Source organism: Paramesorhizobium deserti (genome assembly GCF_001558695.1).
Classification (GTDB): Bacteria; Pseudomonadota; Alphaproteobacteria; order Rhizobiales; family Rhizobiaceae; genus Paramesorhizobium; species Paramesorhizobium deserti.
Genome location: NZ_LNTU01000039.1, coordinates 136399 through 149515 on the forward strand (window position 1 = coordinate 136399; position 13117 = coordinate 149515).

General features: G+C 60.9%; 13 protein-coding genes and 1 pseudogene. 7 read left to right on the top strand and 7 right to left on the bottom strand.

What is annotated here, in order from left to right:
• Positions 1-1197, top strand: a complete 1197-nt coding sequence (gene uxuA / locus ATN84_RS23230; protein ID WP_068885025.1) for a mannonate dehydratase — start codon at positions 1-3, stop codon at positions 1195-1197.
• Between the two features lie 68 nt (positions 1198-1265).
• Positions 1266-1991 carry a GntR family transcriptional regulator gene (locus tag ATN84_RS23235; protein ID WP_068884888.1) on the top strand — a complete coding sequence of 242 codons (726 nt, stop codon included), beginning with the start codon at positions 1266-1268 and terminating at the stop codon, positions 1989-1991.
• A gap of 4 nt (positions 1992-1995) precedes the next feature.
• On the opposite strand, the gene ATN84_RS23240 is transcribed toward ATN84_RS23235, so the two are convergent.
• Positions 1996-3204 (bottom strand): MFS transporter, encoded by a 1209-nt coding sequence (locus tag ATN84_RS23240; protein ID WP_068884889.1) that lies wholly within the window; start codon positions 3202-3204, stop codon positions 1996-1998.
• Positions 3205-3206: 2 nt separating this feature from the next.
• Positions 3207-3833: an NAD(P)H:quinone oxidoreductase gene (wrbA, locus tag ATN84_RS23245; protein WP_068885026.1), complete on the bottom strand. Its 627-nt coding sequence runs from the start codon at positions 3831-3833 to the stop codon at positions 3207-3209.
• A gap of 103 nt (positions 3834-3936) precedes the next feature.
• Here wrbA and ATN84_RS23250 point away from each other — a divergent pair.
• A pseudogene (locus tag ATN84_RS23250) lies at positions 3937-4852 on the top strand (LysR family transcriptional regulator).
• Between the two features lie 66 nt (positions 4853-4918).
• Here ATN84_RS23250 and ATN84_RS23255 read toward each other — a convergent pair.
• Positions 4919-5914 (bottom strand): alpha/beta fold hydrolase, encoded by a 996-nt coding sequence (locus ATN84_RS23255; RefSeq protein WP_082766451.1) that lies wholly within the window; start codon positions 5912-5914, stop codon positions 4919-4921.
• Between the two features lie 134 nt (positions 5915-6048).
• On the opposite strand from ATN84_RS23255, the gene ATN84_RS23260 reads away from it, so the two are divergent.
• Positions 6049-6516, top strand: a complete 468-nt coding sequence (locus tag ATN84_RS23260; RefSeq protein WP_068884891.1) for a MarR family winged helix-turn-helix transcriptional regulator — start codon at positions 6049-6051, stop codon at positions 6514-6516.
• Between the two features lie 35 nt (positions 6517-6551).
• Here the strand turns inward: ATN84_RS23260 and ATN84_RS23265 are convergent, their stop codons facing one another.
• The 3 genes from ATN84_RS23265 to ATN84_RS23275 form a co-directional block, all read right to left on the bottom strand.
• Positions 6552-8303, bottom strand: a complete 1752-nt coding sequence (locus ATN84_RS23265) for an adenylate/guanylate cyclase domain-containing protein (protein ID WP_068884892.1) — start codon at positions 8301-8303, stop codon at positions 6552-6554.
• Positions 8304-8415: 112 nt separating this feature from the next.
• Complete coding sequence (locus ATN84_RS23270; RefSeq protein ID WP_068884893.1) at positions 8416-9327, bottom strand: EamA family transporter; 912 nt, start codon at positions 9325-9327, stop codon at positions 8416-8418.
• A gap of 39 nt (positions 9328-9366) precedes the next feature.
• Entirely contained in the window at positions 9367-9984 is a 618-nt protein-coding gene (locus tag ATN84_RS23275; RefSeq protein ID WP_068884894.1) for a nitroreductase family protein, read from the bottom strand.
• A gap of 123 nt (positions 9985-10107) precedes the next feature.
• On the opposite strand from ATN84_RS23275, the gene ATN84_RS23280 reads away from it, so the two are divergent.
• The 3 genes from ATN84_RS23280 (at position 10108) to ATN84_RS23290 (ending at position 12480) form a co-directional block, all read left to right on the top strand.
• A complete protein-coding gene (locus ATN84_RS23280; protein WP_068884895.1) occupies positions 10108-11001 on the top strand; it encodes a LysR family transcriptional regulator in 894 nt (297 codons plus the stop codon).
• 41 nt (positions 11002-11042) lie between these two features.
• Positions 11043-11603, top strand: coding sequence for a DinB family protein (locus ATN84_RS23285; protein ID WP_068884896.1), 561 nt, complete (start codon positions 11043-11045; stop codon positions 11601-11603).
• Positions 11604-11730: 127 nt separating this feature from the next.
• Positions 11731-12480 carry a Crp/Fnr family transcriptional regulator gene (locus ATN84_RS23290; RefSeq protein ID WP_244491183.1) on the top strand — a complete coding sequence of 250 codons (750 nt, stop codon included), beginning with the start codon at positions 11731-11733 and terminating at the stop codon, positions 12478-12480.
• Positions 12481-12499: 19 nt separating this feature from the next.
• Here ATN84_RS23290 and ATN84_RS23295 read toward each other — a convergent pair whose 3' ends face one another.
• Positions 12500-12937 carry a hemerythrin domain-containing protein gene (locus ATN84_RS23295; protein ID WP_068884897.1) on the bottom strand — a complete coding sequence of 146 codons (438 nt, stop codon included), beginning with the start codon at positions 12935-12937 and terminating at the stop codon, positions 12500-12502.
• Positions 12938-13117: the final 180 nt, after the last annotated feature.

The following is a 13117-nucleotide window of genomic DNA, read 5'->3' on the forward strand; positions in this document are numbered from 1 at the left end:
ATGGAGGAAACCTGGCGCTGGTTCGGCCCGGAGGATGCGTGCGAACTGAAGCACATCCGCCAGACCGGCGCGCGCGGCATCGTCACCGCCCTTCACCACATTCCCTATGGCGAAGTCTGGACGGTCGATGAGATCAAGCGCCGGCAGACAATCATAGGCGCCGATCCTTTGCTCGGGCTGGAATGGCGGGTGGTCGAGAGCCTGCCGATCCATGAGAACATCAAGCTCGGCGCCGGCAATCTGACGCTGCTCTTCGACAATTACCGGCAGTCGCTGCGCAATCTCGCCGAATGCGGCCTGAAAGTGATCTGCTACAATTTCATGCCGATCCTCGACTGGACCCGCACGGAGCTTGGCCAGCCCCTGCCCGGCGGCGGCACGGCGCTGCGTTTCAACTTGCATGAATATGCCGCCTTCGACTGCTATATCCTGAAACGCCCCGGCGCCGAGGATGAGCAGGACAGCGCCACGCTGGACAAGGCCCGCGCATGGATGGCCGCATCGTCGGAAAGCGACCGCGAGCAGCTGCTCACCAACATCATGGCGGGCCTGCCCGGCGCCTATGACCGTTACGACGTGCCAGGGCTGCGCGCCATGCTCGAGCGCTACAGCGATGTCTCGCGCGATCAACTGCGCGAGAATTATGCCCGTTTCCTGCGCGAGGTAGTGCCCACGGCGGAAGAGGTCGGGATCAGGCTCTGCGTGCACCCGGATGATCCGCCGCGCTCGCTCTTTGGGCTGGACCGGATCGTCTCCTCTGCCGAGGACATCGATTTCGTCCTTTCGGCGGTCCCCTCACCTGCCAACGGACTGACGCTCTGTTCCGGCTCGCTCGGCGCCAATCCGGCCAATGACGTTCCCGCGATCGCAGAGCGCTTTGCCGACAAGATCCATTTCGCACATCTGCGCAATGTGAAGAAGGATCCGGACGGCTCGTTCATGGAGGCTGATCACCTTGGCGGCGACACCGATATGGTCAAGCTGGTGCGCGTGCTCCTCGCCGAATGCCGCCGCCGCAAGACCGAGGGCCGCGAGGATTGGCGCATTCCCATGCGCCCCGACCACGGCCATGAGCTGATCGACGATCACACGCGCAAGACCCATCCAGGCTATCCGATCATCGGCCGCCTCAGGGGCCTGGCGGAGCTCCGCGGCGTCATGGCCGCTGTCACGGCGTTGGAGGGCGCCGGGGCGTGATCAACACATCACCTGTCCGGCGATCGACCCGACTGCCGGCCGCTGGATAGGGAACGGGAGGAGAAACCTTGTCAGTTCGTCAGGCAACAGACTGGCCGAGCGCGATCGATCCGAAAGCGCCGATCGGTACGCAGGTCCACAGCCAGATAAAACGGGCGATCCTGACGCTCGAATTGGCGCCGAACGAGGGTTTGAGCGAAAAGGAACTGTCGCTGAAGCTCGGCGTCAGCCGTACACCGGTGCGCGAGGCGCTTATCAAGCTGGCCGATGAGGGACTGGTCGACATCTTCCCGCAGCGCGGAACCTATGTCTCGCCGATCCGCGTCGCGGAAGTCATGGAAGCGCAGTTCATCCGCGAGGCGCTCGAAATCGCCGTGGTGCGTCGTGTCGCGCGCGGAGCCGATGCGGCCTTCGCCGCCCGCCTCGACGAGCAATTGCGGCTGCAGAAACAGGCCGTTGATGCGCGGCAGCTCGACGATTTCATGGCGCTCGACGACCAGTTTCACCACGCATTTTCCGACATCGCCGCGCTGCCGCGCAGCTGGAAGGTGATCCAATCGGTAAAGAGCCAGCTCGACCGGGTGCGCTATCTGAGTCTGCCGCAGCCGGGACATATCGAACAGCTCTATGTGCAGCATGCGGATATCGCGACCGCGGTGAGGGCCAACGACCCCGACCTAGCGGCCCGGTACATGAAGACGCATCTGAGGCAGGTCTTTCATTCCATCGACGAGCTCGTCAAGCAGCATCCATCGCTGTTCGGGGAAAGAGCCGGCTCCCCGGCCAGGCGGTGAGGCTTTAGCTTTCTTCTCCCCGTTCGAAGTGCTTTCCAAGGGCCAGAGCGATCAGGCTCGCGAGAATGGCTGCTACGAGAACGGCTACCGCGGCGGCAGGCCAGCCATGGGCATCGATCGCCGCGCCAATGGCGACAGGACCAACGATCTGGCCAAGATTGCTACCCTGCATGATCAGTCCGATGACGATCGGGGCGAGCATGGCGGACGATGCAATCACTGATGCAGATGAAAGGAGTGTCGCCGGGATCAGGCCGCCCACGGCTGAAAACACAAGACAAAGCAGGAAAGTCGGCGTATCGGCGAACACGGGTAGGAAGATGCCCAGTGCCGAAACGCCCATGACGATGCTGGCACAGACGATCAATGCCGGACGGCCGACGCCACGGGCGAGAAGATAGCCTGCCGCCAAATTGCCGATGATGTTGGCTCCCGTCGCGAGTGCGCTAAGGAGACCGGCGGTCTCGTGTGCCACCCCCATGCGTTGCATCAGCAGTACCGGCAGGAAACTGAAAAGCGCAAAGAACATCAAGCTATAGAGCGCGAAGCACGCCGCCAGCAATTGAGGACCACGACCACGCTTCCCTAGGACTGCAAGGGCATCTGTGACAAGGTTGCGCCAGGAAGGCATCTTGCCTGTCTCGGCGCGCGGCACGAGAATTGCGATCGCAATCATCGCGACCCCCGCAACACCGGCGCTGCACCACCAGAGTGTTCTCCAATCGCCAAAGAGCGGACCAGCGGACATGGCGATCGCCATGCCAGCGGGCATGAAGCAGCTCCACAGGGCAAAGGCGATATCACGCTGACCGGCAACCACAACGCGCCGAAGGATCGCCGGACCGGCGACGGTGATGAGCAGGAAACCGAGCCCCTCAATCACCCTGGAGGCGACAAGCGCCGGAAAGGAAGGCGCTACCGCCCCAAAGGCAGCGCCAAGAAAGACTGCAAACAGGCCGAAAGCCATGATGCGGCGATCACCGGCGCCGGCAATAATGGTGCCCGCCGGAATACCACCGACCAGGCCGAGAAGGGCGAAAACGCCCGTCAGCCATCCGACCGAAGCCAGATCGAGCCCAAGTTCGGTCTGCAGCATGGGGGCGGCGATGGCAACCTTGCCGACTTGAAGCGAAGCAACAATCCCCGCCCCAACAACGGCGCCGATCACCGGCCAATGCGTGGCCCGGCCTGGCTGAGACAAGACCGCGACCATCGTCACGCCGCCTCCGTAACCCGGGCAGCAGCAAGAGCACGGGCGAGTTCCGCGACGTGACGTCCCTGAAACCGAGCGCCATCGAGCTCGTTGCCGCTAGGCAGACGATCGCCTCCATTCCCGTCATCGGCGAGTGTCGATGCCCCATAGGGCGAGCCGCCGGTGATCTCGTCCATGCGCAACTGCCCCTTGAAACTATAGGGCAGGCCCGCAATCAGCATCCCCAGATGCAGGAGCACAATATGCGTGGATAGGATGGTCGTCTCCTGACCGCCATGCTGGCTGCCGGTTGAGGTGAAGACGCTTCCGATACGTCCGACAAGCGCATCTCTCGCCCAGAGCGCGCCGGCCTGGTCCAGGAAATTCTTCATCTGGGCTGCCATGTTGCCGAAACGGGTTGGCGTGCCGATGATGATCGCATCATAATCGGCCAATTCTTCAACCCTGGCGATTTCGGCCGTCTGGTCGAGCTTGTATCCGGCTTTTCTGGCGACCTGTTCGGGGACGATCTCCGGCACCCGCTTGAGCACCGCCAGAGCACCGGTCTCGCTTACGCCTTCCACAACGGCTGCTGCCATTTTTTCGATATGGCCGTAGGACGTATAATATAGCACAAGAACCTTCACCATCATCGATCCTTTCGATTGCAACTGCGTTTCGAGATAAAATGGCGCTTCTGCTCTATCTACAGAAGTAATATAATTTCGATGAAATCAATCGATTGGATAGATCATGCTGGATGCGCTGACGCTGGACCAGATCAGAACCTTTATCACCGTTGCGGAGAGCGGAAGCTTCCGCTCTGGGGCCGCCCGGCTGTCTCGCGTCCAGTCGGCCGTCAGCCATGCTATCGCCAATCTCGAGACGGAACTCGGCATCACGCTGTTCGACCGCTCGGGACATCGCCCTGTGCTGACGGCGGAAGAAGGCCCTTCTCGTCAATGCTCGCGATATCCTCCTCCGGGTGGATGCGATGCGTGCCCGGGCCAGAGGTCTCGGTGAAGGTGTCGAACGCGAATTGTCGCTTGTCGTGGATACACTTTATCCGATCGACGAAATCGGTATGGCGCTGATGGAAGTGCGAGCAGCGCATCCCTCGGTTTCGATCCGGCTGGCTGTCGAGCCGCTCGGTGGCCCGATTGCCTCATTGCTTGAGAAACGCAGCACGCTTGCAATCGTGGTGGGCGAAAATTTCCGCGATCCGCGCATTGTTCTGGAAGCACTCTCGTCCGTCGCGCAAGTGGCTGTCGTTGCAGCCAGACATCCGCTCGCAGTGCAGCAGCATGGTGAAAGTATCGGCTTGCCCGATCTTGCGGATCATCTGCAAATCGTCCTGACCGATCCGACGCCGCTGTCGGAAGGGCGGGACTTCGGAGTTCTTTCTCCCCAGACTTGCCGCGTCAGCAATCAGGAGACCAAACATGCGCTCATTCTTGCGGGCCTCGGCTGGGGTCGCTTGCCAGGATGGCAGGTCGAGCAAGATCTCGATGAAGGCCGTCTGGTACGTCTTGTCACCAAGGCTCTGGGACGGCGGAGCCAGGTCACCTCGGAGGCATATCTCGCCCATCGCCTGGACGAGCCTCTCGGACCGGCAGCGCAGGCATTTCGCAAGGCGCTGACGCAAATCTCGATCGCTTCAGCTACCTAACCGAACCTGCGCAACGGGCATGCATATAGGATGCCGGACCGGCCATGGCCGGCCCGGCAGTCATCGTTACGACCTCAAAAAGGCAAGCAGATCGGCGTTGAGCTGCTCCTTATGGGTGTCGGCGAGGCCATGCGGCGCGCCGGGATAGACCTTGAGCTCGGCATGCGGAACCAGCCGCTTGGAGGCGCGACCCGCCGCGTCGATCGGCACGATCTGATCGTCGTCGCCATGAACGATCAGGGTCGGCTTGTCGAACTTCTTCAGATCCTCGGTGAAATCGGTCTCGGAGAAGGCCTTGATGGAGTCAAAGGCATTCTTGTGGCCGGCCTGCATGCCCTGCAGCCAGAAGGAGTCGATCATGCCCTGGCTCACCTTGGCGCCAGGCCGATTGAAGCCGAAGAATGGGCCGCTGGCGAGGTCCCGATAGAGCGTCGAGCGATCGGCGATACTGGCGGTGCGAAGCCCGTCGAAGACTTCGATCGGTAGCCCGCCGGGATTGGCTTCTGTCTTCGCCATCAAAGGCGGCACCGCCGAGATCAGGCCAAGCTTGGCGACGCGGCCCGTGCCATGCCGTCCGACATAGCGCGCCACCTCGCCGCCACCCGTCGAGAAACCGAAGAGCGAAACATTGCGCAGATCGAGCGCTTCGATCACCTGCGCCAGATCGTCGGCATAATGATCCATGTCGTTGCCGTCCCAGGGCTGGCTGGACCGGCCATGGCCGCGACGATCATGGGTGATGACGCGGAAGCCGTTCGAGGCGAGATGGAAGGCCTGGGCTTCCCAGCTGTCGGAGCTGAGCGGCCAGCCATGGCTGAGGACGACGGGATCGCCCTTGCCCCAGTCCTTGTAATAGATCTCGACGCCGTCTCGGGTGGTGATGGTGCTCACGGTTCTTACTCCTGATGGTTGGGGTGTGGGGGTTGAGAGGATATGTCCGCCGGCCGTTCCGGTCGCGACGGCAATTAGTGGTAGAGCCGCAATGCTCGCGCCGGCGACCAACACCCGCCGCCGGGAGACGTTGCTTCCATTCATGGGTTGATCGGATGAAACGACATCCATAACGCTGCTCCTATATATATCATGCACGATTAAATCGTACACGATACAAATACGCCGATATTTGCCAAAGTCAAGCGTCTTCGATAATATCGTTTGCGATATAAGTGATCACGATCAGGTGACGAGGTACACCCATGCCCAACGCAAAAGACGACAAGAAGCCGGATGATGTCCTGAATCTGGGCAATTTCCTGTGCTTTGCGGTCTACTCCGCCAATCATGCATTCAACCGCGTCTATAAACCCCTCCTGGACAGGCTCGGCCTTACCTATCCGCAATATCTGGCTATGGTCCTGCTCTGGGGCGAAGACAACCAGACGGTCGGCGGGCTCGGCGAAAAGCTCTTTCTCGAATCGAGCACGCTGACGCCCCTGCTCAAGCGGCTGGAGGCGCTGGGACTCGTAAAACGCAGCCGCGACCTCGCGGACGAGCGCCAGGTACGGGTTCAGCTGACCGACCAAGGCCGCGCCTTGCGTGAGAAAGCGGCGGAGGTTCCGCAATGCATCCTCGAAGCTTCAGGGCTGGAAATGGGTGAAGCCAAACGCTTGCTGGCCGAAATCACCGCATTGCGGAATACGCTCGACCGCACCGGCCGCGGATGACGGATGACGGATGACGGATGACGGATGATAAACGATCAAACCAATCCGAAGGACGCTATGCCCGCCTTCAGGAGCCCGTCGCGAACATGTTGCGCGTCGGTCTCGCGGGCATAGTGCAGTGTCCCCATGAAGGTTTCCAGATTGAACTTGGGATCGAGCTTTTTGACCTGGTCGAGATGCGCAGCGGCGGCGATCTCATCACCCAGCCAACCATAGCACGCGGCGGCGAAGGCGCGCTGACCGGCATCCATAGCCGTGAGATGCATGAAAGCTTCGATCGCTTCACCATATTGGCACGCGGCGAAATGTGCCTTTCCAAGGTGGCTCCAGAACCGCTCGGGATGATGCGGGTTTAACTGCATGGCCTTGCGGATCCACTCGACCCCTTCTTCCGGCCGGCCAAGCCATGTCAGAAGCTCGCCCTGCTGAACCACGACCAGATCGTAATTCGGGTTGAGCGCGAGGGCACGCTCCTGATGATAGCGCGCCGTCGTCAGCGCGTTGCTGTTGACGTTCACCGCGGCGAGGATGCGATGGACGTCCGCGTCATTGTCATCGAGGGCCAGCGCCTGGTCCAGTTCGGCACAGATTTCGGTCCATACCGCATCCTTGTCCTCGCACCAGCCATGGACCCAGGCCTGCCCGAGAATGCAGGCGCGCCAGGCATGGGCGTGGGCGTAATCCGGGTCGAGTTCGAGGGCCCTGTCTATCAGGACCTGCGCCCGTTCATTATCCGCAATGGTGCTTCGGTGGTGCAACACCTTGGCGGCAAGCACGCATTCATAGGCCGCCATATTTGCGGGCTTCGCGCGCGCGAGTTGGTCGCGCTGCGCTGCCTCCACACGGCCGGGCAGCGTTGCCGCGATCGCAGCAGTCACTTCATCCTGGATTGCAAATATATCGTCCAGCTTCCGGTCGTATTTGTCCGCCCAGATATGCGCGTCGCTGGCCGTATCGATCAGCTGAACCGTAACACGGACCCTGTCGCCGATCTTGCGAACGCTCCCTTCCACGAGATATTGGGCGCCGAGCTTTTCCGCGACCTCCCGAACGTTCACCGCCTGGTTCTTGTAGACGAAGCTGGAGTTGCGCGAGATGACGAACAGTTCGTGGTGGCGTGACAATTCGGTGATGATGTCCTCCGTCAGGCCGTCCGCGAAAAATTCCTGCTCCGGATCGCCGCTCATATTGTTGAATGGCAACACGACGATGGACGGTTTGGAGACGGGTCGCGTTGCCTCCAATTCGGTCTGTTGAGGCGGATGCGAAGGATAGTCGAACCCGATGCGGTAGAGGCGAATTGGGCGGCTGATATTCTTCAGCATCTTCTCGCCCAGATCCTCGATCGGCACTTCAAGACGGTCGGCGATCTGTGTCGCGACCGCCGCGGTCACGCAAATGCCGCCGATATCCGCAAGCTGTTCGATGCGCGAGGCGATATTGACCCCGTCCCCAAAAATATCCTCGTCATCGAATATGATATCGCCAAGATTGATCCCGATCCTGAATTCGATCCGTCTGTCCTGCGATACGTCGGAATTGCGGCGTTTCATGCGCTGCTGGACTTCCACGGCGCATTTCACCGCGTCGGTCACGCTCTGGAACTCGACGAGCATGCCGTCTCCAGTGGTCTTGATGATCCGTCCCTTGTTCTTGGCGATCGCGGGATCGATCAGTTCTATGCGATGGGCCCGAAGGCGAGCGAGCGTGCCGGATTCGTCGGCCTCCATTAACCGACTGTACCCCGCCATATCGACGGCCAGAATTGCGGCTAACCTCTGTTCCATCGCCTTTAACCAATGCTTGAGTTTACGCCGCATGAGTCGGCAAATCCAGCAATTTGACCTGCAAGGCGCGGAGGTTTCCGAGAAGACGCCCCTTCTTCGGAAAACCCGTTCCTCAGGTCGAGGACGATACGCTTTCCCGAGGTGCGACTTGCTGTTGCGATCCGAGGCTGGAGCGCGCGCCACTCCGGCTTGCCCTCTGACTCAGCCAGACGCTGGCGATGACGACCGCCACGCCTGATATCTGCATCGGGCTCAGGGCCTGACCGAGGATACCCCAGCCGAGAAGGACTGCGGTGAGCGGGCTCAAGAAGCCCAGTGAAGAGACCGCCGCCGGCTCAAGCCGCGCCACGCCACGGAACCAGAGAATGTAAGTGATGGCGGTGAAGAGCACGAGATAGGTGAAACCCATCGCATTGGGGAGCGTCGGCACCGGCAATGCCGGTTCGAACCACAGCATGACGGGAAGAAGCAGAATGCCACCCGCCGTCAGCTGCCAGGCAGCGAAGCCGAGCGGAGAAACCGGCGGCTGCCACTTGCGGGTGAGAACCACGCCAAGCGCCATCGATACCGCACCACCGAGCGCGGCTGCAATGCCCAGCGGATCGAGCGCCGCCTCGTTGCGCAGGACCAGCAAGGCAACGCCGGCCATGCCCGCCAGGGCGGCAAGGATGGACGTCAGACGCACGGCCGAACCGAGTAGTGCGCTCGCGAGGAATATCACGATCAGAGGCTGGATGGCCCCCAGCGTCGCCGCTATGCCTCCGGGTAGCCGGTAGGCCGCGACGAAGAGCAACGTCTGGAAGATGGAGAAATTGAGCGCACCGAGAATGAAGGAGCGCAAGAGCCAGATGCCCTTCGGCCATTGCCGCACAAGCAGGAGCAGCAGCAGTCCCGCCGGCAACGCCCGTATCATGGCGACGGTGATGGGGTAGCCCTGTGGCAGGAGCTCGGTCGTCACGATGTAGGTGCTGCCCCAGATGCAGGGGGCGAGTGCCGTCAGGAGAAGGTCGGAAGTTCGGGACATTGGTGTTTCCTCAGGAAATGCTTGACGACGCTGCGGCACTCAGACCGTTTCGAGGACCCGGGAGACCGGGAGCCTCGGCTTCTGCGGCCAGTTTCCTTCGGCAGGATGCCCCACAGCCATCAACATGACCGGGATTTCGTCGGCTGCAAGCCCAAACTCCCGTACGACCAGTGCCGGATCAAACCCGACCATCGGCCCTGTGGCGAGACCATGCGCCGCCGCGGCGAACATCAGGAAGGCGCCGGTAAGCGAAGCAGTGCGGATCGCCTCGTCACGCCGCATCTGCGGATCGCCGGCATAGGTCCGTTTCACCGCGTCGGTCCATGACTGGGCGACGGCCGCCGGCATGATGCCGGCCTCGACCGCTGGCTTGAGCCGCTCTCCGAGCGCTTCATGCGAGGGCATCTGGCCACAGATGATGTAGGTGACAGCCGCGTCCGCCACCTTGGCCTGGCCATAGGCTGTCGCCTGTAGGCGCGCCTTCGCCTCAGGCGTGCTGACGGCGATGAAGCGCCAGTTCTGCAGATTATATGCGGTGGGCGCGCGCGTGGCCAAACGGGCGAGTTCGTGGATTTCCTCCTCTGCAAGGGATCTCAGGGGATCGAACAGATTGGTGGAGACGCGATTTTCAATAGCGGAGACGATCTCGTTCTTCATGATATCTGCCCTTTCGGCTTGTTTCGGGCGGGTTCTCCCGCAGTCCGGGCAGAGATAATTCCTTTCCCCTCACTATATAATCCGCTATCCAGTATGGAGACTGATCACTCCAGGTGAATAATCATGGATCAGCTTACGGCATTGAGAGTATTCCGTCAGGTTGTGGAGCGAGGCTCCTTTGCCGATGCGGCAAGGCATATGCGACTGTCGCCAGCGGCCGTGAGCAAGAATATCGGCGAGCTCGAGGTACATCTGAATGTGCGGCTCCTGAATCGCACGACGCGCCGGATGAGCCTGACGGAAGCCGGCACCCGCTATTTCGAGCAGGTGGCCCGCATCCTCGACGATCTTGCGGAGGCCGATCACTCGCTGGGTCCCCTCCAGCAGATGCCGCATGGTCTTCTGCGCATCAGCGCGCCGATGACGCTCACGCTCACCCGCCTGTCCCGTGCGATCGTCGGTTTTCTCGCCCGCTATCCGGATCTGACGCTTGACCTGCAATTGGAGGATCGCCGGGTCGACATCGTCAAGGAGGGTTTCGACCTCGCGATCCGGGGAAGTGACGGGCTGGAGGATTCAAGCCTCATCGCGCGCAGACTGATGTCGCTACCGCATGTGGTGTGCGGCTCACCGGCCTATTTCGAGCATGCTGGCCATCCCCGGACACCGGAGGACCTCCGCAACCACAATTGCCTGCAGTTCACCCTGTCGGGTCATGCCAGTGAATGGGATTTCACGCGCGAGGACCGCACCGTCCGAGTGCCCGTCCGCGGCCGCTACAAGGTGACCAGCAGTCTCGCCGTTCGCGACGCGCTCCTCGCAGGCTTCGGCGTGAGCCTCATTCCCTGGCTTTACGTCAAGGACGACATCGCGCAAGGTCGGTTGACGACCGTTCTCGACGACTGGTCCCCCAACGAAACATCGGTCTACGTCGTCTATCCCTCCAGGCAATATGTGCTGCCGAAGGTCCGCGCCTTCGTGGATTTCCTCATCGAAGAGACGCGGGAGGAGGTGTGACTTTCGCTCGACGTGAGCATCAAATGTCTTAGGATAGCGGCATGTCAGCTTCCGTGGATCCCGCAGGGCGGCCATACCGCCAGCTCGCCCGTAACGCCCGCCTCGCCAATGTGCGGCTCGATCGCGCGTGCGCGGCATTATACGCCGGCGAATGGGAAGCGCCGCGAACTTCCTTCTTTCCGTCGATCAAGGAGACAATGATCCATCTTCTCAACGCCGACCGCTTCTATATCGACGCGCTGCGTGGCGAACGCCCCGGGCCGCCGGATGCCGGCAACCGCGCATCAGCGGCCGAATTCGCGCACGAACGGGCACAGGTCGACGACTGGTTGATTGCGTTCTGCGAAAGCCTGACGGCGCAAGACCTCTCGTGCAGGATCCAAATCCATTGGCCGACGAAAGTCATCAACGAAACGGTCGCCGATACGCTTCTGCATATTTTCCTGCACGGCCAGCATCATCGCGGGCAGATCCATTCCATGCTTTCGGGAACAAATGTTCCGCCGCCCCAGATCGATGAATTCATCCTGTCGGGAAACGATGATGCGCGCGTCGACGATCTCAAAACGCTGGGCTGGACCGAAGACCGGTTAGCGCAATGAATGGGATACGCATACGGGACCAAGCCCGGTCGGTCTCTCCTACACGCGTTGTCGCACCCCGTCATATCGACTAGCTTTCCACCGCTGGGAAAACTATGTGTTTTTGCAAATGCTATGGAGTTGATCCTTGTCGCTCGCAGAGACCGTAGCGAAACCTTTCGCGGAAGTCGCCACCTTGGAAGTGCCGGCTGTATGTCAGGCTTGCGAGGCGCGACATCGTGGCGTCTGCGGTGCGCTCAAGCCTGAAGAACTTGCCTATTTGAACAGGTTTTCCTCCAGACGCACGGTTGAAACGGGTGCCGAACTGGCCGGAGACAGTGCCGAGATCACCGCCTACTGCAATCTTCTTTCCGGCGTCGTCAAGCTGACCAAGACGCTCCATGACGGAAGGCAGCAAATCGTTGGCCTGCAGTTTGCTCCCGATTTCGTCGGTCGCCCGCTCGGGTCGCAGAGCACCGTCGATGCCCAGACAGCCACCCGGGTTTCGATCTGTTCCTTTCCCAAATCGGCCATAGACCGGATGATCGATCGTTCGCCGCAGTTGCGCGAGCGTCTCCTCGACCAGACCCTCAAGGAACTCGACGAAGCGCGGGAATGGATGATGACGCTCGGCCGCAAGATGGCCGATGAGAAGGTCGCGAGCTTCCTTTATCTGATAGCAACGCACTTCGATCCCGAGGCGCCGGGCGCCGAAGACGGCATATGTTTCGATTTGCCGTTATCCCGTGGCGAAATCGCTGATTTTCTTGGACTGACACTCGAGACCGTCAGCCGCCAACTATCGAAACTGCGCAAGGACGGCGTGATTCTGATGGAGGCGCCCCGTTCCGTGACCGTCACGGATATCAAGCAATTGCGATGCCGCGCCTGCATCTGATCCCTCCCCTTCCGCACGACTATTGAAGTGCGACATAGGCGCCCAACTGTTCACGCTCGAACGCAACCTGACGGCGCAGTCCGCGGAAAAACGCCCTCAACATATATCCCATAGCTTCCGGATTCTCGACCATGTTCCGGCGGCCGGCCGTGAGCGCCTCCGCCAGTTCCTGGGCGTAGGTCTCGTCCTCGGCGTGCTCGGATCTCAAGCGCGCAATGATGGCGGGCATCTCGATGCGATCGGCGAATCTTGCCTCGAACAAGGGGTAAACGACGGCTTCCTTGAAACGGTGCGCTTCCGTTACAAGCACCTTCATGACAGCCGCGAGACGGAAGCAAGTCTCTGAATCCACTGCATTCGGCAGCGAGTCTGCAACTGCCTCGAGCTGATCGCAGAGGACCGACTGCGCTTCCAGAACCCTCGCCATGACCTCCATCGGCTCGCCGCGGAACAGCACGTCCTCTCCCCGGGGCCATTGCGTGCGCCCGTACCCGTGAAACGATCGTATTCGGCTTCTCATCTTATGCGCTCACGATCTGAACCAGGAATTGCGCGGGATGATGTGATTTCCGGGAACGTGCCGATCATGGCGATACCGCGTTTTGATCCAGATCAAACGATCCTGGCCTTTCATCGA